Source organism: Ensifer adhaerens (assembly GCF_002007205.1).
Taxonomy (GTDB): Bacteria; Pseudomonadota; Alphaproteobacteria; order Rhizobiales; family Rhizobiaceae; genus Ensifer; species Ensifer adhaerens_D.
Genome location: NZ_LAZS01000006.1, coordinates 621,111 through 646,562 on the forward strand (window position 1 = coordinate 621,111; position 25,452 = coordinate 646,562).

Sequence of the window (25,452 nt, forward strand, 5' to 3'; positions counted from 1 at the left end):
TCGCGCCGGGGCTTGTCGTTATCAGAGCATGTTGCCGGCCGAGAAGGCCTTGCGGATTTCTTCGCGCTCAGCGTCCGGAGCGGCAACCAGGCCGTACTCGGCGAGCGGGCTGTCCGGGCCGATCATCTGGTCGTCGAGGAAGAATTCAACATATTCCTTGAGACCCGGGATAACGCCGAGATGCGCCTTCTTGACGTAGAAGAACAGCGGGCGGGAAACCGGATACTCGCCGGAAGCGATCGTTTCGGTCGACGGAACGATGCCGTTGACGGTCGCGACCTTCAGCTTGTCGGCGTTGTTTTCGTAGAAGGACAGGCCGAACACGCCGATGCCGTTCTTGTTGGCAGCGATGCGGGCGAGCGTCTCGGTGTAGTCGCCGTCGATGTCGACAGCCATGCCGTCCTTGCGGACTGCGACGCACTTGCTGTGCTGCTGCTTTTCATCGGCAACGGCAGCCTTGATCACGTCAACCGCGCCGGCGTTCTTGCAGCCTGCAGCGAGGATCTTCTCTTCGAAGACTTCGCGGGTGCCGTGCTTTTCGCCCGGGATGTAAGCGGCGATTTCGACGGCCGGAAGGGCGGCGTTGACGTCCGACCACTTCTTGTAGGGGTTGGCGACGATCTTGCCGTCGACGACGACTTCGGCAGCGAGCGCCTTGTAGAGGTCTTCCGGCTTCAGGGCGAGGTCGGCATTGCCGGCGTCGGTCGCGAAGACGATGCCGTCATAGCCGATCTTGACTTCCTGGATTTCGGTCACGCCAGCGGCCTTGCAGGCCTCGACTTCGCTGTCCTTGATCTTGCGCGAGGAGTTGGCGATGTCGATGGTGTCAGGGCCGACGCCCTTGCAGAATTCCTTGAGGCCAGCGGACGAACCGCCGGATTCGACGACCGGGGTCTTGAAGTCGGGGAAGGTCTCGCCGAACGTCTCGGCGACGATCTTGGCGTAGGGAAGAACGGTCGAGGAGCCAGCGACCTGAACCTGGTCGCGAGCGGCGGCTGCGCCGGCAAATGCGACGGACGCTACCAGCGCCGCGACAGTGAGTTTAAGAGCTTTCATAAAAGTTCTCCCGGAATGGGCTTGTGTTGGTGTGCGCCAAGCGTTGCAGCGCTCTTCGCCGTCTTATCGGCTGCCCCTAGTTAGCTGCCGATGGCCACACCTTTTATGTCAGTTTGACGAAACATTTATGACAGCTCATGTCATTGAAAATGCTAATGAAAAATAAACAGTCCCGGGTTTTCCCGCGCCAATATGTCAGAAGCGGACCGTAAAAGTCGTACCTTTGCCGACCTCGGAATGGATGAGGAGCCGGGCACGGTGCCGCGTGAGAATGTGCTTGGCGATGGCAAGGCCCAGCCCGGTGCCCTTCTTCGAGCGGCTGGCCTCGACATTGACCCGGTAAAACCGCTCGGTGATGCGCGGCACATGCTCGGCCGGAATGCCCGGGCCAAAATCCTTCACGACGACTTCGGCCTCGCCCTCCTCGCCGCCGCGCAGGGTCACCTCCACCCTTTTTCCTTCCTGACCGTACTTGCACGCATTCTCGATCAGGTTCTCGAAGACCTCGATGAGTTCGTCGCGATCGCCGCGAACGACCACGGGTTTGTCCGGAACGACGAGCGAGACGGTGACGTCCAGATCCGTTGCGAGCGGCAGCAGGCTGTCGCGGACATGCCCGAGCAGCGGCGCCAGATCCACGGCGTCATCGGGCGCGATATGCGAGCGCAACTCCAGCCGCGACAAGGACAGCAGATCGTCGACAAGCCGGCTCATGCGCGTCGCCTGCTCATGCATGATGCCGAAGAATTTTTCCTGCGCTTTCAGATCGTTGCGCGCCGGGCCCTGAAGGGTCTCGATGAAGCCGCGCAAAGACGCCAGCGGCGTGCGCAGCTCGTGGCTGGCATTGGCGACGAAATCCGAACGCATGCGGTCTATGCGGCGCGCCTGGGAGATGTCGCGATAGGTCAGCAGGAATATCCGCTTGACCGGCCCGTCGCCCGGAATTTCCGCCGGAGCGACACGCACCACATAGACGGCATCGGACGGCAACTGCTCGTTATGCTCGATCTGGTTCGCCTTGCCTGTCGCCATCGTCTCGCGGACCATGTCGAGGATACCGGGCGAACGCACCCTTGCTGCAAGATAGGTGTTTGGCGGGATGGTGCCAAAGGCCTTCTCGGCAGCGATGTTCTGGAACACCACCGTCTCGTCGGCGGCGATCACCAGGACCGGCATGTCGAGCGCATTCAGCGCGGGCACGAGCGGATCGCTCGCCGGGCCGGCAGCGACCACCGCCTTGGCCGGGCTTAGAATAACCGAGGCCGGCGCGCTCCGGTTGAGCAGAGCCGCAACGAGGACGATCCAGAAGGGCAGGACAATGAGGAAATGGATGCCGGCGACGGTCGCGAGGATGGCCAAAAGCACGGTGAGCCCCAGAAGCCAGCGCTCCGCCTTCAGCCGCGGCACCAGGTCCCGCCAGAACGCTTTCGAACCGTCCACCTCGACATCCTCGTGAATCACTTTCTTTTCCTCCCGGACCAAAATGGCCGAGGAATAGCGATCCTTCATGACATGATTTTCACGACCGGCTTGAATCCGCAACGCAATTATGGCCTCCTCCAACGAAATCGGGTCGCAAGCGCTCTGCTCGTCCGGCGGCGTGCGCGGGTCCGAAAGTTTGAAAACGCGCATGATCCATCCGATGATCGAAGCCGGTTTTCGGACCCCTGCGCCAAGCCGAAAGGGCGAACCGATGGCGGTAACGGAAACGACGGACAAGGCGGAAAATCGCGCTGTGGAACTCGAAATAGACGGCAAGAGCCGCGTTTTCGACATCGACAATCCCGAGTTGCCGAAGTGGATCGACGACGCGGCCTTCGCCTCGGACGACTATCCCTACAAAAAGAAGCTCGACGAAGAAGAGTACACCGAGACGCTGGAGGCGCTTCAGGTCGAACTGGTCAAGGTTCAGCTCTGGCAGCAAAAGACCGGCAAGCGCATGATGGCGCTGTTCGAGGGCCGCGACGCCGCCGGCAAGGGCGGCGCCATCCACGCGACAATGGGCAACCTGAACCCTCGCTGGGCGCGCATCGTCGCGCTGACCAAGCCGACGGAAACCGAGCGTGGGCAATGGTATTTCCAGCGCTATGTCGCGACCATGCCGACAGCAGGCGAATTCGTGCTGTACGACCGCTCCTGGTACAACCGTGCCGGCGTCGAGCCGGTCATGGGCTTCTGCACGCCCGATGAGCACAAGCAGTTCCTGAAACAGGTGCCCCGCTTCGAAAAGATGATCGTGCACGAAGGCATCCAGTTCTTCAAATTCTGGATCAGTATCGGCCGCGAAATGCAGCTCAAGCGCTTCCACGATCGTCGCCACGATCCCTTGAAGATCTGGAAACTGTCGCCGATGGACATCGCCGCGCTCAACAAGTGGGACGACTACACCGCCAAGCGCAACGAAATGCTGAAGGCGACCCACACGGATCATGCGCCATGGACGGTGATACGCGGCAACGACAAGCGGCGGGCGCGGCTCAACCTGATCCGCCACATCCTCTCCTCGCTCGATTACGACGGCAAGGACAAGGGCGCGATCGGGGAGGTCGATGACAAGATCATCGGATCGGGCCCCGGTTTCCTGAAATAGACAAGCCCCATCGGGACCGGCCGAGCCGACCGGCCGGCAGATTTTCCTGCCGCCCGGCCTGCTAAGTTGCGGCAGCCGGCTTATTGCCCCGGCAGAACGCGGATGGCGTAGAGGCTCAGGCTTTTGCCCTCGCCGCTGATATCGCTGTTGATCACGATCTGGCCGGGGGAGTTCGGCGCCAGGCTACGGTCGAAGGTGATCTTGAACAGCATGTCGAGCCGCTCGTCATGTACGGTGAAACGGTGGCGGCCGCATTCGCCGAGCGAGGAGAAATTGCATTCGACCGCGAATTCGGTGGTCTTGCCCGGCTGCGCCTGCACCGTCAGCGCGAGCGTCGACGTCTTGCCGGAAAGCTCCGCCAGGACCGTCGCCGGGATTTCGATGGTGATATCCCCTTCCGCGTCGCCGACCGCCGATGTCAGCTGCACGCGTCGTCCGCCTTCGTCGTCCACGGGCTCGACCTTTGCCTGCGCACCGGGCGCGATCGCGCCGGTTTCCGTGGGCGTGAAGACCTCGACCCAATCACCGGTAAAGCCCTGCTGCGCGCCGAGCGTCCGCAATCCGGCGGCGCCATCGAAGTCTTCCGAGGCGACCGACGCCGGAGGATTGGCGACATTCGTGTCGCGTTCGGCGGCGGATTTCAGGAGGTCATTGGTCTGCACCCACCAGACGGCAGCACCGACCGCTGCCGCAAGCGTGACGACGACCATGGTGAAGGACAGAAAACGGCTGCGCTTGCGCCGGCGTTTGCGCGTATCTCCACGCACCGCGGGCGCGGCGCTGGCCGCTTCGCCGGCATTCGTTGTGCTTTCGGCGGCAGCCCGCGTCGATACCACCGGACCGTCCCGATCGACGCGCAGACCGCCGAGCCCGCCATCGTTCACCGCCTGGCGCGGCGCGTCGGCGGCAAACCCGGGCTCCCGACGACCAGCCGCCGGGGTCTGTGGTTGGCTCTGGGGCGGCGTCTGGGTTTGAGGTTGCGGTTGGGCCTGCGTTTGGGGCTGCGACCGGACTTGCGGCTCAACCCGCGGCTGCGCCGGCCCGCGCGCCGCGCGCGCGGCATCGTCGAGGCCCACCACCGGCGGTGCGGGCTGCCGCGTCCTTAGGGCCGCCCTCTCCTCCGTTTCGATGGCGTGGATGACGGCTTCGAGCCGATGACGCTGCTGGGCGATGACGTTGCCGTCCTCGATCCCCTGTTTCTGCAACCCGGTTTCGAGCGCCTGACGGGCCGATTGATAGATGCGCGCCCGCGTTTCCGCATTGGCGCGATCGGAGCGCTCAAGCGCATTTCTGATCGCAGTCTCAAGTCCGCTCACATCAAGTCCTTCTGTGTAGGCAGGGCTTTGGACCTGCCGGCGCGCCGCAGTTGACCGCCACTCTCGATCCAACCGCAAGGGCATAAGGGTTAAATCTGGAGGCACGCCGTTGGTTTTGTTAACAATTGCGTAACCGCTGCTGTCCGAATCCGCAAGTCCGCCGAAGGGCGCGACCGGCCAAGGCCGGGGAAAACGCCGTCCTTCGCCGGACCTAGGCGCAAAAGCGGCGGCGATATCGCGGCCAAACCGCCCTTTGCAAGCGGCAAACTTGCTGCTATCTATTTTTGACGTTTACGCAAACGTCAAAACTTTGGCGCGACCTACCGAGGGATGGAGAAACCGATGCCGCTTCCGCCAATTCTTTCCGGAACGACGAGACTGCCGGTCGTCGGCGCCCCCCTGTTCATCATTTCCAATCCGAAGCTGACGATCGCGCAGTGCAAGGCCGGCGTCATCGGCGCTTTCCCGGCGCTCAACGCCCGTCCGCAATCCCAGCTCGACGAATGGCTGGCCGAGATCACCGAAACGCTCGCCGACCACGACGCCAAGAATCCGGGCCGTCGCGCCGCACCCTTTGCCGTCAACCAGATCGTGCACAAGTCCAATGCGCGGCTCGAACAGGACCTGATGCTCTGCATCAAGTACAAGGTTCCGGTCGTCATCTCCTCGCTCGGCGCCGTGCCGGAGGTCAATGCCGCCATCCATTCCTATGGCGGCATCGTGCTTCACGACGTCATCAACAACCGCCACGCCAATTCGGCGATCCGCAAGGGCGCCGACGGCCTGATCGCGGTTGCCGCCGGCGCGGGCGGTCATGCCGGAACGCTGTCTCCTTTTGCGCTCATCCAGGAAATCCGCTCCTGGTTCGACGGGCCGCTGCTTCTCTCCGGCGCGATTTCGACGGGTGGCGCCATTCTGGCGGCCCAGGCGATGGGCGCCGACATGGCCTATATCGGCTCGTCCTTCATCGCCACCGAGGAAGCCCGTGCCAGCGACGCCTACAAGCAGATGATCGTCGACAGCAACGCCGCCGACATCGTCTACTCCAACTATTTCACCGGCATTCACGGCAACTACCTGAAACCCTCGATCTCGGCCGCCGGCATGGATCCGGACAACCTGCCCGAGGCCGACCCGTCGAAAATGGATTTCGGCGCGGCGACCGACGGCGCCAAGGCCTGGAAGGACATCTGGGGCTGCGGCCAGGGCATCGGCGCGGTCAAGGAAGTGACGTCGGTTGCCCGCCTGGTCGACCGGCTCGAGCGCGAATACGACGCGGCGCGCACCCGCCTCGGCCTGAACGCACTGCCCGTTGCGACCACCAACAAGGAATTTTCAACTTCTCGAAACTGATGGCTTGAAATCTTGGCGCTTTGCGTTTATCAGCGCCTCACATTCGTTCCGCGGGCTTCCGCGGAACCGCCTCCGGGCCGCTTTAGCTCAGTCGGTAGAGCACATCATTCGTAATGATGGGGTCACGTGTTCGAGTCACGTAAGCGGCACCATTTCTCCCATCGTTTATTTGACGAAGCGGAACGTTGTAGCGAATTCGCGAGACGTCAGGCGACGTTCCCCTCCCTGCGCTCCGTTGGGCATCCCAAACGGTAGGGCAAATGAGCGACAGCCTGGCACAAGACCCCGACCTTAGGAGCGGCACAATCAATTTTCAGGTGTGCCTATGTTAAGTCTTAGACAAACTCTCGCGTTGTGGGGATCTCAGCCCATCCGTCCGATCCCAGATACCATGTTCAAGTACGCTGACGTTTCGAACGCAACGGCTGCATTGAACCCTGCGATAGAGGGTCGAACTGCATCTCTGCATGTTGGGAGTTTGCCAATGCTTCGCATGAGGCTTCGCCTCTACAACGATAGGGCCCAGGTGTCAGCTGAGGCCACACGGCAAATGAGAGTCGCCTTTCGCTTTCTGCGCGCTGACGGATTTGAGAATATTGCGGTTACCGGGCCCCTTGTCAGAGACCACTTTGGAACGCGCGGAAAACTCCATCTCCACAATTCTCCAATCATGACGGCCTTGGCATCCGTAGCTTACCTTTGCCTCAGCTTGTTATCGCTCCTCGTACTCACCGTCGGCCTTTCGTGCCGCCTCGTGTGGAATCTTTTACACAATCTTCAGCGCCTGGCTGTTCTGACCGCGCGTGCCCTGCCAGGATATTCAAATCACCAAATCATAAGCCTTAGTGCTAAACCTAAGGCGCGAAATAGGTGAACTTCTTTCAAACCCAGCTACTAAACAAACGAACCAAGAGAAACCTGCGTTATCACGCGTGAACCTTCCAGCCATGGAGAGGGCTCACCAGCATTTCCGGCCCCTTCACGCCCTCCAGGACAATCTCCAAGCCGCGCGCACTCGGCAGCTGACGCCGTTCCGGAAACCAGGGCCGGTTTGGTGCGACCACGATGAGAAGCCCCTCATCGTCACCGATTGCCGCAAAGCTGGACGAGGCTGGCCCGATCGTTCCGACGCCGAACGTCCAGGCGGCCTCGGCCACCATGCCGTCGACATCATCGGATGGAACGCCGACCTCGCTGAGACAGGATAAGTCAGCCCCGCTGAATGGTCGGTTCCTGGCACTATCGCGCAGCCTGCGGCGGCCAATCAGTTCCAACACGGCGTTGTCGGGGCCGTCGAAGTAGATCGACCTTGATTGCCAATCCCCTTCAAGGGCAAAGCACTCGCCCCCATCCGGCTCCCTTTGGAGGGATGTCCGCCCCTTCAACCAAGCGACGGCCGTGTCAAAGCGCTCATAGGGTACGTTGAAGGCCAGATGCACGCCGCGCGGCGCTTCTTCAACCGCGGGGATCAGCTGGATTTCGCTCCGCCCCACCTGGATGGAATTCCCGTCTGTCGGCAGCTCGAGGACGTCGCGAAAGAAGGCTGCGCTTTTGGAGACATCCGATGCCGGCAGTATCAGTCTGGAGATGCGCATGAAGTCCGATCCGTCGCATGACAATTGGCTCTATCGGACAGGTGATACGACCTCAACTTTAGTTGAGGTCAATAGGCTTGCCGATCCTGGCCACGAGCAGCCGGATTTTCTGTTTCGAACGTCACCGCGACAATCTCGGTCAAATGGGCTGAGCTCGATCGGCGCATGCTCCCGGACAAAGCATCGAAGCGTCCGCATCAAAGCAGCAACAGCTTCTTCAACACCGAAAACACTTCCTTGTAGGGCAGCCTCGTCGCCCCAGCGACGGCGAAGGGGATGAGGGCGGCGGCGGCGACCGGCACGACGGCGTCGCGGCTGATGAGCATGGTCGAAAGCTTCTTCGTCGCGTCGAACAATTTGCCGGGGTCGGCCACGTCGTCGTCGGGTTCTTCGGTCGCATCGGCTGCCACGTTGCGGCCGAGCACCTTGCGCTCTGCTGCGCGCTGGAAGCGGGTCGCCTGCACGCCGAACATCAGGAGCCCGGTTTCCTTCAGCTGCGCGAGCGGCTTGGAAAAGGCCGACAACGGATAGGCGAAGAAGGCGATCACGATCGCCAGCCACCCGCTCATGATCATGCTGAACGTCGTCATCGACAGCGTCTCCTGCAGCAGGTGCTTCATGACTGCGGCCGCGATCGCGGCACTCATGCCGAAGACGAAGAACATGTAGGCGTTCGGATACTGCGACAGAAAGCCGAGGCCACCCTTGCCGTCGGGATGGGCGGCGACGAGGCGAAGCTCCAGTTGAGCGATCTTGCGCAAAAGTCGCGCCCAGACGAGGTGCCGCCATACGCCGCGCAGGAACAGGAAGACGAAGAGCGGTAGGCTGACGCAGATCGACCACCAGCCGGCAGCGGTAATCCTGTTGCCCTCGGCCGCGTGCCCGACGGCCCAGAACGAGGCGTCTGTCGTATGGAAGTTCAGGAACGAAAGCAGCGCTGCGACCGCGGCCAGTGCCAGGCAGACGGTTTCCGCCAGCCCGGAATCGCGTTGTTTCAGCGCGTTGGAAATCGCGCGCGCGGCTGATGGCATCGAGGTCGGCGCGATGAGCGGCGCTCGCGAAAACTGTCCGAGCTTGATGCGAAGCCCCCGCTCGACCTGCTGTTCGGCCAACACGAAAGCGGCAATCGCGACGAAGAACTTTGCCCAGACGCCCGGATCGGTCAGATAGGCGCCCTGGCTATGGTCGAGCGACAGACTGTCGGGCAGGCCAAGCAGAAAGGGAACGCCCCAGGCAAGCGCGACGAAAAGCATAGCCCGTTTTCCCGACTGCAGCGCGTTCGCACGCAACAGCTTCAGCCTTGCCTGCAGCTCGAAGAACGGGCCGCCATGGGAGGCGAGGTACTCGGCGATCTTTCCCTGCCGAGCCGCCGGCGCGGCATCCGCCGCGTCGCCGCCGGATGCCTTGTCGCCTGGGTCCGCTCCGCTCATGGCGCTCAATCCCCCACGACCTGCCAGTTGTCGTTGGGGTTGAACTGCCGGATGCCTTGAGCAACGCTCTCGGTCCTGTCGCCGAGATCGGCCTGGTAAACGGTGCCGTTGCGGTTGACGACGAAGCTGTGAACGCCCGTGGCGCCGTATCTCACCGGCCAGGCGACCAGCGCGAAGCCGGCGATCATGTTGCCGTTGATGATGTAGTCGAACTTGCCGCCGGCGATGTTGTCGCCCTGGCTCGTCAGCACGCGATAGCGATAGCCGAAATAGCCCTTGCCAGCCTGCGCCTTGGCAAGCACTGCGCCATCGGCGAGCGCTTCGCCGGCCGGGCTCTGTGGCTGGCCCTCGCCCGCGGGCCAGTAGAGCCCGTCGGCTTTGCCCTCGCTGCTGATCAGCTTCTGCGCGTATTCGAGCACGCTGTCGCCGTCATGATCTTCGAGCGCATACTCCTCCTGCGCCTCGACATAGGCGCGGACCGTCGCGATCGTGTCGAGTTCGTTGCGGCCGACCAGGCGATTGGCGATCTCCTCGAGACCGGTATAGGTGTCGAAGGCCCATTTTCCGTCGTCGCCCTTGGCGATCGGGAACGGGAAGGGCCAGAGCACCTCGCCGATCTCCAGTACCTTTCGGTTTTCGACGTCCTGTACGGCCACCTTCTTCTTTACGCCCGCCTGGATATCGGCGTAGGCGTCCATCACCCCGTCGCTGGTCTTGGCCTTGGCCGCATCCAGCCCCACCAGGTTTGCGAGCTTGTCGAAATCGCCGGAAGCAACAGTCGACTTGAAGGCGTCGACCGCCTGTTCCGCAGTATCGAACACCGGCGGATCGCTTGCGGCCGCATAGTCGGAAAGCGGCGTGGGCGCCGCCGCATCCTGGGCAAAGGCGACCGCCGCGAAACCACCGGCGAGCACGGCGGCGACGAAAGAGGACAGGAGCAGGCCGTCTACGAGCTTGGTCATTTTCGTTCTCCTCCCTTGGGTTACCGATGCCGTCCGCCGCCACCACGCCTGATCTCGCGGTGCGGCTGGCCACCGCCGCGCTGGCCGCCACCAAGCGCCTGCCGGCCGCGGTCCGACTGCATCTTGGTCACCCGTCCGCTCTGGACCTGACCAAGGGCGGATGGTTTTCCGCCACCGCCGCGATCGATCTTGCCGCCCGGTTTCGGCTTGGCGACCTGGCGATCGGCCCTGGCCGCGGGCTTGGCATTGCCGATCTTGTCGGCGCCCGCCGGTCTTGCCTTGATCTGGTTGCCCGGCTTGCGATCGCCGGGGCCGATATCGCCCCGCCCGAGATTTTCCCGCTGGCGCGCCTCGACCTTGCTCTTGCGCACATCGTCCACCGAAACCCCGCTACCGGCCCTGTTTGCCGCCGTGCCGATCTGGTCGGTACGCGCCACCTTCGCCCGGTTGGCGATGTTGTTGCCTTTCGCCGACTCGAAGTCCCGCTCCATCGAGGTGCGATCGATCTTGGCGAACTGGTTCTTGTCGAAGCTGATCTTGCTGCGATCGACATTCTTCCAGTCGATGTCGTTGAATTTCACCTTGCCGTTGATGTTGTTGAAGCAGTTGTTGCAGTCGATATCGACATCGCCGCCGTTCCAGCGTCCGCCCCACACACCCCAATCGTCCCAGTCGACGACGGCGGCAAAGGCAGCACCCGTAACCACGCCGGCAAAGAAGGTCGCCGTCGGATAGTAGTAGTTCGGATAGGGCTCGGGATAATAGGCGATCGGAGCCGGCTGATAGCCCGGATCATAGAGCATCTGCGGCTCATACTGCGGGACGTAGATTTTCTCCGGGTTCGCAGCCTGGATCACGACGTTGTCGTTTTCCTGCTTCACCACCACCTTGTCGTCCGACTTGATGACGCCTTCGGCGACGGCCTTGTCGCGCAATTGCTGGATGGCGACGAGCACATCTTTCTGCTGGTAGGCGAGCGCATCGCTGAGCGACTGGGTCCAGTCGAGGTCGTCGCTCATCATCTTGACGATCTGAGGATAGTTCAGCAGCGAGACGATGCTGCCGTCCCAGCTGTCCTTCGGCTTCATGTCCTTCTTGGTCTTCGAAGTCTCGAGAAAGCGCTCCGCCTCGACGATCTGCAGCGGGTAGAGCGACGCCGAGGTCACGAGCGCGACGAGTTCGTCGGGATAAAGCGCGATGCGTGCTACGAGGACTTCAAGTTCGTCTTCGCTGAGCGGTTGCGGCGCCTCTTCAGTCGGCGCCTGGGTAGCGGCCTGCTCCTGCGCCAGCGCAGTGCCCACCGCAAACGAACCCGTCAGCATGGCAAGCAATGCCACCGTCGGCGCACGCAAAGAACGAGGTCGGTCGAACATGGTCTCTCCTATCCAGGCACAACGATCAACAAACGAGCCCGGGAGGTCCCCCGGCTTGGACGTCACGGCGCCGGCCTTAGGGGGCCGGCGGGGCAATCGCGAGAATTCCCATTCGCTGTCATCGACGTCCCCTTCCGCAAGACGGACGCTTGCGTAAAGAACCTGGTCGCTTGTCAGAAAGCCGAATGGGACAATCAGGAAGAGCGGCATGAGCACCGGCAGCCAGCTTACCAGCTGCCGGAGAATTTTAGCCATGAGAAACAGAACGCCCGGCAATTGCAACCGGAAAATGAGGACGTGCGAGCGCGCACGCCGTCTTTGCCTGCGCGAGAGCCGGGGCCGAAGCCTGTGCCTGCCAGCCACGAACGACCGGGATCAAGGGCCGTCGGCATCGGCCCCGTGCATCATTTCAGGCTGCCGTCACCGCTTCGATCCGCGGTTTTGAAGTCCGCCATCACCCGATCCAGAAACTCGTTCCGGCTGATCTTGCCGTCGCTGTTGGCGTCGGTGGCGGCAAACTGCTGAGCGTTCAGCGCCTGCTTCGTCTCGTCGGACGTAAGGTTTCCGTCCTTGTTCTTGTCGAGATTGGCGAAGGCGCTCGCCATGAAGGCCTCGTACTCGGACCGCTCGACCGCGCCGTCCTTGTTGCTGTCGAGCGCGCTCATCTGTCCCTGGTTCATCGTCGCAGCTTGCTGCGCGATCGCCGGTGTGATCTGGCCGAGCGCAAGCACGCTCATAAGAACGATTTTCTTCATTCTGCTCTGTTCCTCGATCAATAGTAGCGGCATGTCAGCGCGTTGCCGGCAGCAGCGCCGAGTGTCGCTCCACCACCAACGGCCCATAGCTGACCGGTGCCCGAACCGATCGTCGAGCCGATCAGGCCGCCGACGATTGCACCACCGACGGTTCCGGCAATGCAGCCGAACTCGTTGCCGGTCGAACCGCTCTTGGACATATAGGCCGATTGGCACCCCGATAAGGCTAGGGCGCCGGCAAGAATGATAGTTATGGTCTGCTTGCTCATCTTATCCTCCAATATGGCCGTCTGATTGCAATAGAGATCGGCGGAGGCGCCATTGAGTGGCGTCGGATGTAAATAAGCTTCCGAATATTCTCCCGGAATCGGGGAGACTCTTCTGTTCGATCAGAAGCAGCTCGCGGATTAGACATGCAGTCTGGCAACAACAGGGCCTTGAACTGCCGGCAAATACTACGCCCGAGCGCCCGCAATGACAACGGACCACGCAATTTTATGGAGCGCACCGCGCCAGCGCCCCTCCCCGTCGCCTTTTCGACCTCTGGAAATCGTCTCCCGCGCGGCGACATCTCACCTTAGATTTTCTAGGGTCTCCCTCGAAATATCGTCATTTGTGCCGTCGGGCGGGGCGGTCTAGCTCTTTGCCGTCCTGTTGGACAATTCTTGCAGGGTCTCCGTGGCCTGGCGAGACATGGGCCGGCGAAGCGCCAGCCCGGACCCGACACACCATCTCCGACCGTGGCCGGCCGCCCTCCCACGCCGGCGCCACCGACAGCATACCTATCGAGAGAGAACACATCGAATGGATAGAATGGCGACAATTAAATTAGGTCTTTCTACTGCAATCCTTGCAACCCTGGCGTCCAGCGCCTTTGCCGAAGGCGGCGAGCGGGCGCAGATTGCCGCTGCCGTGGACAAGGCGATCCGCCCTATCATGCGCGAACACAAGGTGCCGGGCATGGCCGTCGCCGTCACCGTTGAAGGCCGGCACTATTTCATGAACTACGGCGTCGCTTCCAAGGAAACGAACGCACCGGTCACCGAGAATACGCTGTTTGAACTGGGCTCGATCAGCAAGGCCTTCGCCGCGACACTGGCATCCTATGCGCAGGTCACCGGCAAGCTCTCGTTCGACGATCATCCCGGCAAGTACACCCCGGCCTTTGCGGGCACGCCGATCGACAAGGCGACCCTCCTGCATCTTGCCACCTATACCGCTGGCGGGCTGCCGCTTCAGTTTCCCGATGCGGTCAAGAGCGACGCCGACATGGTTGGCTATTTCAGCACATGGAAACCGGACGCCAAGCCCGGGAAGACACGCCGCTACTCCAATCCGAGCATCGGCCTCTTCGGCCACACCGCGGCATTGGCGATGGGCGGCAGCTTCAGCGCGGTTCTCGAAAGCGAGATCTTTCCCAAGCTCGGCCTGAAGCACAGCTATGTCCGCGTTCCCGACGGCCAGATGGGCAGCTACGCCTGGGGCTACGGCAAGGCCGACAAGCCAATTCGCGTCACTGCCGGTACATTCGACGCGGAGGCCTATGGGGTAAAGTCATCGACCACAGACATGATCCGCTTCGTCGAGACCAACATCCAGCCTGAACTTCTCGACGGCGCGATCCGCAAGGCGGTCGAAGGCACCCATGTCGGATATTTCGACAGCGGCAAGATGGTCCAGGGCTTGGGCTGGGAACAATACCCCTACCCCGTTTCGCTGGAGCGGCTGCTCGACGGCAATTCGCGCGACATGGCTCTGAAAAGCAACCCGGTCAAGGCATTGGATCCACCGAAGCGCCCCGATGGTTCGACGCTTTACAACAAGACCGGCTCAACCAACGGCTTCGGCGGCTATGTCGCCTTCGTGCCGGAGAAGAAGATCGGCATCGTGCTGCTTGCCAACCGCAACTACCCGAACCCCGAGAGGATCAAGGCTGCTCACGCGATCCTGAAGTCGCTGGAAGCGGCGGCGAAGTAACGACAGATCGCCCGCATCGGTTTCGTGTCGCGGCAAGCCCGCGACACGGGAAACGACATCCATCAACAACTCTATAGCGAATCTTCAATCAGCGCCTGCTTGCATATTAGCGCCGAGTATTGTCATCTGCGTTTCGCGAAAGCGCTATCAGATGCAGTCGAGTTCAGGCGTAATGTGGGGATGCCGATGTTCGAATGGGTGGGAGTTCAGGGTTCGTTACATCGGGGAGGCGCAGGCAGGGGGCGGACAATGTTCGTGCTTGCAGCGCTGACGCTGCTTGCCGGCTGCGGCGGCCATGCCAAGGGTGTGATGGCGCCCGTCGCGCTCACCGCTCCGGTCCCGGGCGCGTCCACCGTCGACATGCTTGTCGCGACCACGCGCGAACCCTCCGGCGACCCGGCAACGCTCTTTTCCGGCGAGCGCGACGCCAATACCTTCCTTACCGATGTCGCTGTCTCGATCCCGCCGGAAACGGCACGCAAATCGGGCACAGTGCAATGGCCGCGCAAGCTGCCGCCAGATCCGGCCAAGGAATTCGCCGTTACGCGGGTGAACGAGCTCAGGTCGCTCGATGAAGCCAAATCCTGGTTCCTGCAGCACGATGTCGGCGGCAATGCCTTCGTTTTCGTGCACGGCTTCAACAACCGCTATGAGGACTCGGTCTACCGGCTGGCGCAGATCGTCCATGACTCGGATGTGCAAGCGACGCCGGTTCTCTTCACCTGGCCTTCGCGCGCCAACGTGTTCGACTACAATTACGACAAGGAAAGCACGAACTATTCGCGCACGGCCCTTGAAGACATTCTGAAGAAGCTTTCCGACGCGCCGAAGGTCAAGAGCATCACCATCCTCGCCCACTCCATGGGCACCTGGCTGACGATGGAATCGCTCCGGCAGATGGGCATCCGCGACGGCAACGTCCCCTCCAAGATCGAGAACGTCATTCTCGCTTCGCCCGATATCGACCTCGACGTCTTTGCCAAGCAATTCGTGGAAATGGGTAAGAAGCGGCCGAAGTTCACGATCTTCGTTTCGCAGGACGACCGTGCGCTGGCGCTTTCGAGCTTCATCTCCGGCGACGTCTCCCGCCTCGGCGCGATCGATCCGTCGGCAGAACCCTACCGCACCCAGCTGGAGCGAGCCGGCATCACTGCCATCGACCTGACAAAGGTTAAGTCTGAGGACGGCCTGCACCACGGAAAGTTTGCCGAAAGCCCCGAAATCGTCCAGCTGATCGGCCAGCGGCTCGCCACCGGGCAGACGCTCACCGATTCCGACATTTCGGTTGGAACCGGCATTGCCGCGGTCGTCGCCGGCACGGCGAGAAACGTCGGCAACGTCGCGGCCGTCACCGTCTCGGCGCCTGTGTCGATCCTCGAAAACCCGCAGCCGGCGCGAAAGAAGAAGGTGGTCGTCGGAGACACGCTCGCGACCGACACGCCGACGCCGGTGAAGATAAACTAAGGGCTTGGCGGCAGGCTGCCGTCAGCCCTCGTCGCCGACGAAGCGATAGCCGACGCCCGGCTCCGTGCGGATGATCTTCGGATCGGCCGGATCGCGCTCGATCTTGCCGCGCAGCTGGCCGATGAAGACGCGCAGATAATGCAGGTCTTCGCCATGGGCGACGCCCCAGACCGAGGTTAAGAGCGTCTTGTGGGTGACGACGCGGCCGGCGTGATGCGCCAGCATTACCAGCAGGTCGTATTCCTTCGGCGTCAGGCGCACCGGTTCGCCGTCCTTCGTCACCACCCGCTTGATCGTGTCGATCGCCACGCCATCGGCGGACAGCTGCGTCTGGCCGCCTTCCATCTGCACCCGGTGGCGAAGGGCCGCGCGGATGCGGGCCGTCAGTTCGCCGATACCGAAGGGCTTTTCGATATAGTCGTCGGCGCCGAGATCGAGTGCTGCGATCTTTTCGCTTTCCCGGTCGCGCGCCGACAGGATGATGATCGGCACCTGCGACCAGCCGCGCAGGTTTGCGATGACCTCCTTGCCGTCCATGTCGGGCAGGCCGAGATCGAGGATGACGACATCCGGCGCCATCGTCGCCGCCGCCTTCAACGCCTCGGCGCCGGTCATCGCCTCGCGAACGTCATAGCCGGCAGCGCTCAGCGCGGGTTTCAGGAAACGCTGGATCTGGGGTTCGTCGTCGACAACGAGGATGCGCTCCACGCTCATGCACGGTCCTTTTCGGAGATTTCAGCCTTGGCGGCGGGAAAGCGCATGGAAATGCGCGTGCCGCGGCGGCGAAGCGCCGGGCTTTCCGCCTTGATCTGCCCGCCCATGGCCTCGACGAAGCCCTTGGCAATCGAAAGCCCGAGCCCGGTCCCCGGCGTGCGGCCATCCGCCTTGCCGCGGCGGAAGAATTTCTCGAAGACCTGCTCGAGATCCTTGGGTGGGATGCCTTTGCCAAGGTCGGTTACCGACAGCACGATGTCGTTGCCGTCCGTACGGGCATAGATGCTGATCGGCTCGTCGCCGCCATACTTGTTGGCGTTGTCGAGCAGGTTGAAGAGCACCTGGCCGAGCAGCACGCTGTCGCCCCGCATCAGCGGCAGGTCGGACGCGATGCTGGTTTCGACCTCGCGATCCGGGAAGTATTTGCGGGCGCGATCGACGGCCGCCCGCACCACGTCGGCGACATCGACCCAATCGCGCTTGGCATTGACGGTGCCGGCCTCGATGCGGGTCATGTCGAGCAGGTTGGCGACAAAACGCGTCAGCCTGCCGCCCTCCTCCTCGATCGACTGCAACAGGTCGTCGCGACTTTCCGGCGGCATGCGATCACCGAGCTGGCGCAGGCTGGTAACGGCGCCGGTGATGGTCGCAAGCGGGGTTCTCAGATCATGCGAAATGGACGACAGGAGGGCGGCGCGAAAGCGCTCGCCTTCGAGTTTTGCCGCCTGGTCGAGGCTTTCGCGTGACAGCCGGGCCCGGTCGACGGCGATCGCCGTCTGGTCGAGGATCGCTGCCAGCGCCCGCTCCTCGTTGATCTCCAGCGGCTTGTCGGCCTGGACGAAGCCGCAGACGCCGACGACGCCGTGCGGGCTCGTCAGCGGCCGGAAATGGAAGGGGCTGTTCGGCAGCGTGCCCGTGCCGTTGCCGGCCGGTTCCTTTTTGTCCATCGCCCAGCGTGCCGCCATGATGTCGGTGACGTCGAGTTCGGTGTCCGGCGGCCAGGCAGCCTTCAATTGCAGGTCGCCGTCTTCCGGCAGGAGCAGCGCCGAACTACGTTTCAGCGTCGACTGCATCTGCGTCACCGCCGCCCACAGCACGTCGTCGGCCTTGGCCGTGCCTGAGAGCTTGCGGGAAAAATCGTAGAGCGCCTGTGTCGCGGCCGCGCGCTGGCGTGCCGATTTCGCCTGCTCGCGCACCCGCGAGGCGAGGCTGCCGGCAAGAGCGGCCGCGACCAGGAAGATCACGAGCGCGAACACCTCATGCGGCTCCGCGATGGTGAAGGTGCCGGTGGGTTTAATGAAGAAGAAATTGTAGGCGAGCACCGAAAACAGCGCCGCTGCGATTGCCGAGATGTGGCCGGCATAGGTCGCGGACGCGAGAACCGCAAGCAGGTAAAGCAGCGAGATATTGGGCAGGACAATGAAATGGCCAAGCAGCAGACCGACTGCCGTTGAAGCGGTCACGGAGGCCGCGGCGATGGCGACGGCGCGCCCGGTTCCGGGCGGCAACGTTCTTTTGCCCGTGGATTTCCGCTTGACCGGCACCGTCTCGCGATCGGTGACGAGGTGGATGCCGACCTCGGATACACGCTCGGCCAGGGCGTCGGGAAGCGACTGGCGAAACAGCCGCATCGGAAAGGACTGGCGGCGTATGCCGATGACGATCTGCGTCGCGTGCTCGCGACGCGCGAGCTTCAATATCTCCTCGACGAAATCGTTGCCGATGATACGACGCGTCTCGGCACCGAGCTGCTCGGCAAGGCGGAAGGTCTCGTCGAGCCGGCGCACATCCTCGCCGTCGCCGCTTTCGCGGTCCGCGCGCTCGATGAAGACGACGATCCAGGGAGCGTTCAGGCCCTCGGCGAGCCGGCTCGCCGTGCGCACGACCTTTTCGGAGAGCGGATCGGAACCGATGCACACGAGTAAGCGCTCGCCACTCGCCCAGACGCCTTCGATCGCGTTCTGCTTGAGGTAGTCGACCATCTGGTCGTCCACCCGGTCGGCCGTGCGACGCAGAGCCAGCTCGCGCAGCGCCGTCAGGTTGCCCAATCGGAAGAAGCGATCTGTGGCGCGCTTGGCGCCGTCGGGCAGATAGACCTTGCCTTCCTTCAGGCGCTCGATCAATTCGGCCGGCGGCAGGTCGACGAGAAGCACTTCATCGGCACGTTTCAGCACCGTATCCGGCACCCGCTCGCGCACCGGCACGCCGGCGATCTGCGCAACCACGTCGGAGAGGCTTTCCAGATGCTGGATGTTGAGCGCGGTCCAGACATCGATGCCGGCGGCGATCAGTTCCTCAATGTCCTGGTAGCGCTTCGGGTGTCGGCTATCGGCCGGATTGCTGTGGGCCAGTTCGTCGACGACGATGATTTTCGGCCGGCGCGCAAGCGCTGCATCCAGGTCAAACTCGGGAAGCACACGGCCGCGATGGTTCACATCGCGGCGCGGAAGAATTTCCAATCCATCGATAAGTGCCGCAGTCTCGCTGCGGCCATGGGTTTCGACGAGCCCGATGACGATATCGACCCCATCCTGTTTCAGGCGGCGCGCCCGGGTCAACATCGCGTAGGTCTTGCCGACGCCGGGGGCAGCGCCGAGGAAAACGGTCAGTTTTCCTCGGCGATCCTGCGCGGCAAGGGCCAATAGCGCGTCTGGGTCGGGGCGACTTTTGGCGTCGCGATCACTTTCGGGCATTCAATGTCTCAGGCGTGGGGTCTCAGGTTCGGGGCGCATCCAGGGCCAGGTTGAGTTCTAGCACATTGACGCGCGGCTCGCCTACGACCCCGAGCAGCCGATCCTCGGTCGCCTTGTCGACCAGGGCGGCGACGTCTGCTTCGCTGAGACCACGCGCCTTGGCAACCCTGGCGACCTGCGCCTGAGCGAAGGCCGGGGTGATATGCGGGTCGAGACCGGATCCGGAAGTCGTTGCCGCATCGGCGGGAATTTCACCCGTGAAGCCGGCGCCCTTCAGGCGCTCGACATCGGCTGCGACACGATCCTTAAGCTTGACCGAGGTGGTGCCGAGGTTGGAGCCGCTCGATGCCCCGGCGTTGTAGGCTTCCGGCCCGGTCGCGGACGGACGCGGCCAGAAGTATTTGTCGGAGGTGAAGTTCTGGCCGATCAGTTCGGAACCGATCAAGGCACCGTCCTTCTCGATGAGGCTGCCGTTTGCCTGTGCCGGCATCAGCACTTGCGACATGCCGGTGATGGCGAAAGGATAAGCAAGGCCGGTGATCGCAGTCAGAAGCACGATCATCACGATGGCGGGGCGAATTTGGTTCAGCATGGTTACACCAGATTGAGTGCGTTGACGGCGAGGTCGACGAGCTTGATGCCTGCGAAAGGCAGGAGAATGCCGCCGAGACCGTAGACAAGGAGGTTGCGGCGCAGAAGCGCTGCCGCACCGACCGGCCGGTACTTGACGCCCTTCAGCGCCAGCGGGATCAGCGCGACGATGATAAGCGCGTTGAAGATCACCGCCGACAGGATTGCCGATTGCGGCGAAGCCAGGCCCATGACGTTGAGCGCGGCAAGGGCCGGATAGGTGGTGATGAACAGCGCCGGGATGATGGCGAAGTACTTTGCCACGTCGTTGGCGATCGAAAACGTCGTCAGCGAACCGCGGGTCATCAGCAGCTGCTTGCCGATCTCGACGATCTCGATGAGCTTCGTCGGGCTGGAATCGAGGTCCACCATGTTGGCGGCCTCGCGAGCGGCCTGCGTGCCGGTCTGCATGGCGACGCCGACATCGGCCTGGGCGAGCGCCGGGGCGTCGTTGGTGCCGTCGCCGCACATGGCGATGAGACGGCCACCCTGTTGCTCCTTGCGGATATAGGCGAGCTTGTCTTCAGGCGTTGCCTCCGCAAGGAAGTCATCGACGCCGGCTTCAGACGCGATTGCCGCGGCGGTTACCGGGTTGTCGCCCGTCACCATGACGGTGCGAATGCCCATGGCGCGAAGAGCGGCAAAACGCTCCTTGATACCTGGCTTGACGACGTCCTTCAGATGGATGACGCCGAGCAGGCGCGGACCGTCGGCGACGGCAAGCGGCGTGCCGCCGGTGCGCGCGACCTGGTCGACGGCGCGGCGGAACTCGCTCGGCACGTTCTCGTCGCGGATGCCGGTAAACTTCAGGATCGAGTCGACAGCGCCCTTGCGCAGACGGCGACCGCCGAAGTCGACGCCCGAGAGCCTCGTTTCCGCGGCAAAAGGGATGACCGCGTCGATCCGCGTTGCACCGGCCTGGCTGGCGCCACCACCGACGGCAAGCGCCACGACCTCGCCCTTGCCCGCTTCGGGGAGCGAGACATTGGGTGCCTGGCGGCCGAACTCGCCGGTCGCAAGGGCGGCGATCGAGCGGCCCTCGGGCGTTTCGTCGGCAAGGCTCGCAAGCAGCGCCGCATCGGCAAGCTCCGCTTCGCTGACACCGGGCACCGGCATGAAGTCGGCGGCCATGCGGTTACCGAAAGTGATCGTGCCCGTCTTGTCGAGCAGCAGCGTGTCGACGTCGCCGGCGGCCTCGACAGCGCGCCCGGAGGTGGCGATGACGTTGAAGCGCACCAGGCGGTCCATGCCGGCGATGCCGATGGCCGAAAGCAGGCCTCCGATCGTGGTCGGAATCAGGGTTACGAGCAGGGCTGCGAGCACGGTGACCGAGAGGACAGTACCGGAGTAACCGGCGAGACCCCAGAGCGTGACGACGGCCACCAGGAAGATCAGCGTCAGGCCCGAAAGCAGGATCGACAGCGCGATCTCGTTCGGGGTCTTCTGGCGCTGGGCGCCTTCGATCAGCGCGATCATGCGGTCGACGAAGGTGTTGCCGGGTGCCACGCCGATGCGGACCTTGATCCAGTCGGAAAGCACCTGCGTGCCCCCGGTGACGGCCGAGCGGTCGCCGCCGGATTCGCGGATAACGGGCGCGGATTCGCCAGTGATGGCGCTTTCGTTGACCGAGGCGACGCCTTCGACGACCTCGCCGTCACCGGGGATCAGTTCGCCTGCCTCGACGAGCACGAGATCGCCGACCTTCAGCGACGTCGCCGGAATCGTCTGGGTCTCGCGGCCCTCAGCGGAGACGAGCTTGTGCGCCGTCAGCTCGGACTTGGTGCGGCGCAGGCTGTCGGCCTGTGCCTTGCCACGGCCTTCAGCGACGGCTTCGGCGAAGGTGGCAAAAAGCACCGTGAACCACAGCCAGGCGGCGATCTGCCCGGAGAAGAGCGGGCTGCCGGTGCCGGTGGCGATATCGCGGATGAAGAGGCCGGTGACAACGGCCGCAACCACCTCGGTGACGAAGATCACCGGATTGCGCACGAGCTGGCGCGGGTCGAGCTTCACGAACGCCGCCTTGACCGCCGGCAGGAGGATCGCCGGGTCCAGAAGACTTGGAGCAACTGGTTTGGAAGACATGTGTCGAATTCCTTTAGAAGGTCTGGCCGGCAAGCATCGAGAGATGCTCGACGATGGGACCGAGAGCGAGCGCCGGGAAGAACTGCAGCCCGCCGAGAATGAGGATGATGCCGACAAGCAGGCCGACAAAAAGCGGCGTGTCGGTCGGGAACGTGCCCTTGGACGCTGGCACGCGGGTCTTGACCGCGATCGAGCCGGCGATCGCCATCACCGGAACGGCGTAGGCGAAACGGCCGAGCAGCATCGCAAGGCCAAGCGTCGTGTTGTACCAGGGCGTGTTGCCGGTGAGACCGCCAAAGGCCGAGCCGTTGTTGCCGGCAGCCGAGGTGAAGGCATAGAGGATTTCCGACAGACCGTGCGGGCCCGCAGTACCGATGCTCGCAACCGCAAAGGGCAGCATGGCGGAGACCGCGGCAAAGCCGAGGATCGTCACCGGCAGGATGAGAACCGCGAACATCGCGTATTTCATCTCGCGGCTCTCGATCTTCTTGCCGAGCAGTTCCGGCGTGCGGCCGACCATCAGGCCGGCAACGAAGACGGCGAGGATCGCAAAGACCACCATGCCATAGAGGCCGGAGCCGACGCCGCCGGGCAGAACTTCGCCAAGCTGCATCAGGAACATCGGCACAAGACCGCCGAGGCCGGTCAGCGAGCCGTGCATGCCGTTGACGCCGCCATCCGAGAGGCCGGTGGTGACCGCCGCATAGAGCGCCGTCATCGCCTGGCCGAAGCGCACTTCCTTGCCTTCCATGTTGCCCTGGACAGCATCGAGGCCAAGCGCGGTCAGGATCGGGTTGCCCTGCGTTTCCGCCCAGTAGACGACCGCAACACCCGAGATCAGAAGGATCCCGGTGACGGCGATGAAGGCCCAGCCCTGGCGGCGGTTACCGACCATCTGGCCGAAGGTGTAGACGAGTGCCGCCGAGATCGACAGCATCGCGAAAATGTTGAGATAGTTGGAGAACGCGGTCGGGTTCTCGAACGGATGGGCGGCGTTGACGTTGAAGAAGCCTCCGCCATTGGTGCCGAGCTGCTTGATCGCCTCCTGGCTTGCGACCGGGCCGACGGAGATCGTCTGCTTGGCGCCTTCAAGCGTGGTTGCGGTGAGGTCGGCGTGGAAGGTCTGCGGCAGGCCGGTCCAGACCATGGCAAGGGCCATGACGACGGCGATCGGCAGAAGCACGTAAAGCGTCGAACGGGTGAGATCGACCCAGAAATTGCCGACGGTCGAGGCATTCGAGCGGGCGAAGGCACGGGTGACGGCGAGCGCCATGGCGATACCGGTCGCGGCCGACACGAAGTTATGCACCGTCAGGCCGGCCATCTGGCTGAAATGGCTGAGCGTGGTTTCGCCGCCGTAGTTCTGCCAGTTGGTGTTGGTGACGAAGCTGACCGCCGTGTTGAAGGCGAGATCGGAGGGCATGCCGGCGAAACCCTGCGGGTTCATCGGCAGATAGGCCTGCAGCCTTAGGATCGCATAGAGCGAGACGAAGCCGGCGAGGCTGAAGGCGAGCATCGACATCGTGTAGGCGAGCCAGCCCTGTTCCTTCTTCGGATCGACGCCGGCGGCGAGATAAAGGCCGCGCTCGACGGGACCGAGGACGGGCGAAAAGACGTTGCGTTCACCGGAAAAGACCCGCGCCATGTAAAGCCCCAGTGGCTTGATGACAATCAGGACGGCGATGAAAAGGAGGCTGATCTGCAGCCACCCGATGATAGACATGAGACTTCTCCGCTAAGGGCGACCGGACGGCGCAAAGGCGCCCGGCTGATGCGAAAGGCCAACGGTCCGATCCCGTAGACCGGGTCAGAACCGTTCCGGGCGAACGAGGGTGACGACGAGGTAGGCCGCAAGCGCAACGGCGACTGCGAGACCGATCAGGGCTTCGAACATGACGCCCTCCTAAAGCCGGCTCAGCGCGCGCGCATAAAGCGCGAACACGACAAAGCCGCCGATGCCGGCGGCGAGGAAAAGAACATCGGACATGCAAATACTCCGGACTGTTGAAGTCCGGATCTTGCTCCCGCAGCGGGTCAATTATCGATTGCGATGGTCGGAAGGAGGCATAAGGAAAAGATAAAGACGCCCGCAAAGATCCGTTCGGGAGCGCGGGAAGCGACCTTCATAGGCGCAGAACCGGTCCGGTACGGCCTATCTGCCACAAGCTGAAGATTTCCCGAGGCCGCCCGTATGCGACCGCCGGTTCGGCAAAAGAGCACCTAGCCCTTGATAATCTCGTTCACGCTCGTTTCGGTGGGCGTGGTAGCTTCGCGCATCCATTCGCGCCAGATCGCAACGAGCAGCGCCATCAGCACCGGACCGACGAAGAGGCCGAGGAAACCCATGGTCTTCACGCCGCCGACGAGGCCGAAGAAGGTCGGCAGGAAGGGAAGCTTGATCGGGCCGCCGACGAGGCGCGGACGCAGCGTCTTGTCGACGATGAAGAGTTCGGTCGTGCCCCAGGTGAACAGCGCCAGGCCGTGAATGGGCGAACCGCTGGCGACGAGATAGACCGAGACCAGCGTGAAGCAGAGCGGCGCGCCACCGGGGATCAGCGCCATCAGGCCGGTGATGATGCCGAGCGTGACCGGCGACGGCACGCCGGCAAGCCAATAGGCGACGCCAAGCACGATGCCTTCGCCAATGGCGATGATGCCCATGCCGGTGACCGTCGAGCTGATCGTCAGCGGCACGACGCGCGACAGCCGTTCCCAGCGCATCGGGAAGATGCGCTCGCCGAGCTTGTCGAGCTGGCCGGAGAAGGACTGCCCATCGCGATAGACGAAGAACAGCGTGATCAGCATGAACAGCAGCGTCAGGAAGGCATGGAACGTCGAGGCACCGACGACCAGAACGCCGCGGTAGATATTGCCGATGTTGGAGCCGCTGACGAGTTGGACCAGTTCGCCGAGCGCGCCCGGATGGCCGATATGCTTGACCCATTGCTCGCCAAGCCAGACACCGGCGATCGGAATGCTCGACAGCCACGCGGGCACGACGGCACCGTTGGCATTGGTCTCGACGGCCCAGACGACCCAGTCGCGCACTTCGTCGACCGCATAGACGGCCGCAATCGAGATCGGCACGACGATGAAGGAGATGACGCAGACGATCGCGATGGTGGCGGCAAGCGTCCGGTTGCCGTTCACACCGGCGAGCAGCCGGCGATAGATCGGCCAGCTAGCAAACCCGATGACGACAGCGGCCAGAACCGGAACGACGAAACCATGGAAGAAATAGACGCCGGCAAGCAGGACGAAGACCAGCATCCAGCGGGCAGCGGTCATGGGGCCGACAAGGGCATGGCGCGAAATGGCAGTGTGCCCGAGGAGCCGTGGCTCCACGGCAAAATTCTCTCGTTCGCGATTGCCCAATTGCACCAATGATCCTCCGTCTTCCGACGAGCTTACAACAAACCCGCGGCCTTGCCATCCTATCTGACGCCGCGCGCCGCCCCTTTG

General features: G+C 63.1%; 20 protein-coding genes and 1 tRNA gene. 5 read left to right on the forward strand and 16 right to left on the reverse strand.

The window, feature by feature from the left end:
* Positions 1-21 precede the first annotated feature (21 nt).
* Positions 22-1,056, reverse strand: coding sequence for a substrate-binding domain-containing protein (locus XB14_RS15645; protein WP_077962490.1), 1,035 nt, complete (start codon positions 1,054-1,056; stop codon positions 22-24).
* A 195-nt stretch (positions 1,057-1,251) separates the two neighbouring features.
* Entirely contained in the window at positions 1,252-2,565 is a 1,314-nt protein-coding gene (phoR, locus tag XB14_RS15650) for a phosphate regulon sensor histidine kinase PhoR (RefSeq protein WP_419178593.1), read from the reverse strand.
* Between the two features lie 184 nt (positions 2,566-2,749).
* On the opposite strand from phoR, the gene ppk2 reads away from it, so the two are divergent.
* Positions 2,750-3,646: a polyphosphate kinase 2 gene (gene ppk2 / locus XB14_RS15655; protein WP_077962944.1), complete on the forward strand. Its 897-nt coding sequence runs from the start codon at positions 2,750-2,752 to the stop codon at positions 3,644-3,646.
* An 80-nt stretch (positions 3,647-3,726) separates the two neighbouring features.
* Here the strand turns inward: ppk2 and XB14_RS15660 are convergent, their stop codons facing one another.
* Positions 3,727-4,962 (reverse strand): biotin transporter BioY, encoded by a 1,236-nt coding sequence (locus XB14_RS15660; protein ID WP_077962491.1) that lies wholly within the window; start codon positions 4,960-4,962, stop codon positions 3,727-3,729.
* A 342-nt stretch (positions 4,963-5,304) separates the two neighbouring features.
* Here XB14_RS15660 and XB14_RS15665 point away from each other — a divergent pair, with 342 nt between their 5' ends.
* Both XB14_RS15665 and XB14_RS15670 read left to right on the forward strand, forming a co-directional pair.
* On the forward strand, positions 5,305-6,315 hold the full coding sequence (locus XB14_RS15665) for an NAD(P)H-dependent flavin oxidoreductase (RefSeq protein WP_077962492.1): 1,011 nt from the start codon (positions 5,305-5,307) through the stop codon (positions 6,313-6,315).
* 76 nt (positions 6,316-6,391) lie between these two features.
* Positions 6,392-6,467: transfer RNA gene (locus tag XB14_RS15670), tRNA-Thr, on the forward strand.
* A 774-nt stretch (positions 6,468-7,241) separates the two neighbouring features.
* On the opposite strand, the gene XB14_RS15675 is transcribed toward XB14_RS15670, so the two are convergent.
* The 6 genes from XB14_RS15675 to XB14_RS15700 form a co-directional block, all read right to left on the reverse strand.
* The gene (locus tag XB14_RS15675) at positions 7,242-7,910 is read right to left on the reverse strand and encodes a VOC family protein (RefSeq protein WP_077962493.1); all 669 of its coding nucleotides are present in this window, start codon (positions 7,908-7,910) and stop codon (positions 7,242-7,244) included.
* A 197-nt stretch (positions 7,911-8,107) separates the two neighbouring features.
* Entirely contained in the window at positions 8,108-9,340 is a 1,233-nt protein-coding gene (locus XB14_RS15680) for a hypothetical protein (RefSeq protein ID WP_077962494.1), read from the reverse strand.
* Positions 9,341-9,345: 5 nt separating this feature from the next.
* On the reverse strand, positions 9,346-10,302 hold the full coding sequence (locus tag XB14_RS15685; RefSeq protein WP_077962495.1) for a DUF2950 domain-containing protein: 957 nt from the start codon (positions 10,300-10,302) through the stop codon (positions 9,346-9,348).
* A gap of 20 nt (positions 10,303-10,322) precedes the next feature.
* Complete coding sequence (locus XB14_RS15690) at positions 10,323-11,624, reverse strand: DUF3300 domain-containing protein (RefSeq protein WP_179119606.1); 1,302 nt, start codon at positions 11,622-11,624, stop codon at positions 10,323-10,325.
* Positions 11,625-12,079: 455 nt separating this feature from the next.
* Positions 12,080-12,430 carry an EF-hand domain-containing protein gene (locus XB14_RS15695; RefSeq protein ID WP_077962497.1) on the reverse strand — a complete coding sequence of 117 codons (351 nt, stop codon included), beginning with the start codon at positions 12,428-12,430 and terminating at the stop codon, positions 12,080-12,082.
* A 17-nt stretch (positions 12,431-12,447) separates the two neighbouring features.
* A complete protein-coding gene (locus tag XB14_RS15700) occupies positions 12,448-12,699 on the reverse strand; it encodes a glycine zipper 2TM domain-containing protein (protein WP_077962498.1) in 252 nt (83 codons plus the stop codon).
* A 535-nt stretch (positions 12,700-13,234) separates the two neighbouring features.
* Between XB14_RS15700 and ampC the strand changes: the two genes are divergently transcribed.
* Positions 13,235-14,407 carry a class C beta-lactamase gene (ampC, locus tag XB14_RS15705; protein WP_077962499.1) on the forward strand — a complete coding sequence of 391 codons (1,173 nt, stop codon included), beginning with the start codon at positions 13,235-13,237 and terminating at the stop codon, positions 14,405-14,407.
* Positions 14,408-14,656: 249 nt separating this feature from the next.
* Positions 14,657-15,871: an alpha/beta hydrolase gene (locus tag XB14_RS15710; protein WP_234804053.1), complete on the forward strand. Its 1,215-nt coding sequence runs from the start codon at positions 14,657-14,659 to the stop codon at positions 15,869-15,871.
* Between the two features lie 21 nt (positions 15,872-15,892).
* Here the strand turns inward: XB14_RS15710 and XB14_RS15715 are convergent, their stop codons facing one another.
* From XB14_RS15715 to XB14_RS15750, 7 genes are all read right to left on the reverse strand, one after another.
* Positions 15,893-16,585, reverse strand: coding sequence for a response regulator (locus XB14_RS15715; protein ID WP_077962500.1), 693 nt, complete (start codon positions 16,583-16,585; stop codon positions 15,893-15,895).
* Positions 16,582-19,278 (reverse strand): sensor histidine kinase, encoded by a 2,697-nt coding sequence (locus tag XB14_RS15720; RefSeq protein WP_077962501.1) that lies wholly within the window; start codon positions 19,276-19,278, stop codon positions 16,582-16,584. Before XB14_RS15720 ends, XB14_RS15715 begins: the two co-directional genes overlap by 4 nt.
* 22 nt (positions 19,279-19,300) lie before the next feature.
* Positions 19,301-19,870 carry a potassium-transporting ATPase subunit KdpC gene (gene kdpC, locus XB14_RS15725; protein WP_077962502.1) on the reverse strand — a complete coding sequence of 190 codons (570 nt, stop codon included), beginning with the start codon at positions 19,868-19,870 and terminating at the stop codon, positions 19,301-19,303.
* A gap of 2 nt (positions 19,871-19,872) precedes the next feature.
* The gene (gene kdpB, locus XB14_RS15730) at positions 19,873-21,990 is read right to left on the reverse strand and encodes a potassium-transporting ATPase subunit KdpB (protein WP_077962503.1); all 2,118 of its coding nucleotides are present in this window, start codon (positions 21,988-21,990) and stop codon (positions 19,873-19,875) included.
* A 13-nt stretch (positions 21,991-22,003) separates the two neighbouring features.
* Complete coding sequence (gene kdpA, locus XB14_RS15735) at positions 22,004-23,713, reverse strand: potassium-transporting ATPase subunit KdpA (RefSeq protein WP_077962504.1); 1,710 nt, start codon at positions 23,711-23,713, stop codon at positions 22,004-22,006.
* A gap of 84 nt (positions 23,714-23,797) precedes the next feature.
* The gene (gene kdpF / locus XB14_RS33940; protein ID WP_057248082.1) at positions 23,798-23,884 is read right to left on the reverse strand and encodes a K(+)-transporting ATPase subunit F; all 87 of its coding nucleotides are present in this window, start codon (positions 23,882-23,884) and stop codon (positions 23,798-23,800) included.
* 326 nt (positions 23,885-24,210) lie between these two features.
* On the reverse strand, positions 24,211-25,371 hold the full coding sequence (locus XB14_RS15750; RefSeq protein ID WP_034797607.1) for an AI-2E family transporter: 1,161 nt from the start codon (positions 25,369-25,371) through the stop codon (positions 24,211-24,213).
* Positions 25,372-25,452 lie beyond the last annotated feature (81 nt).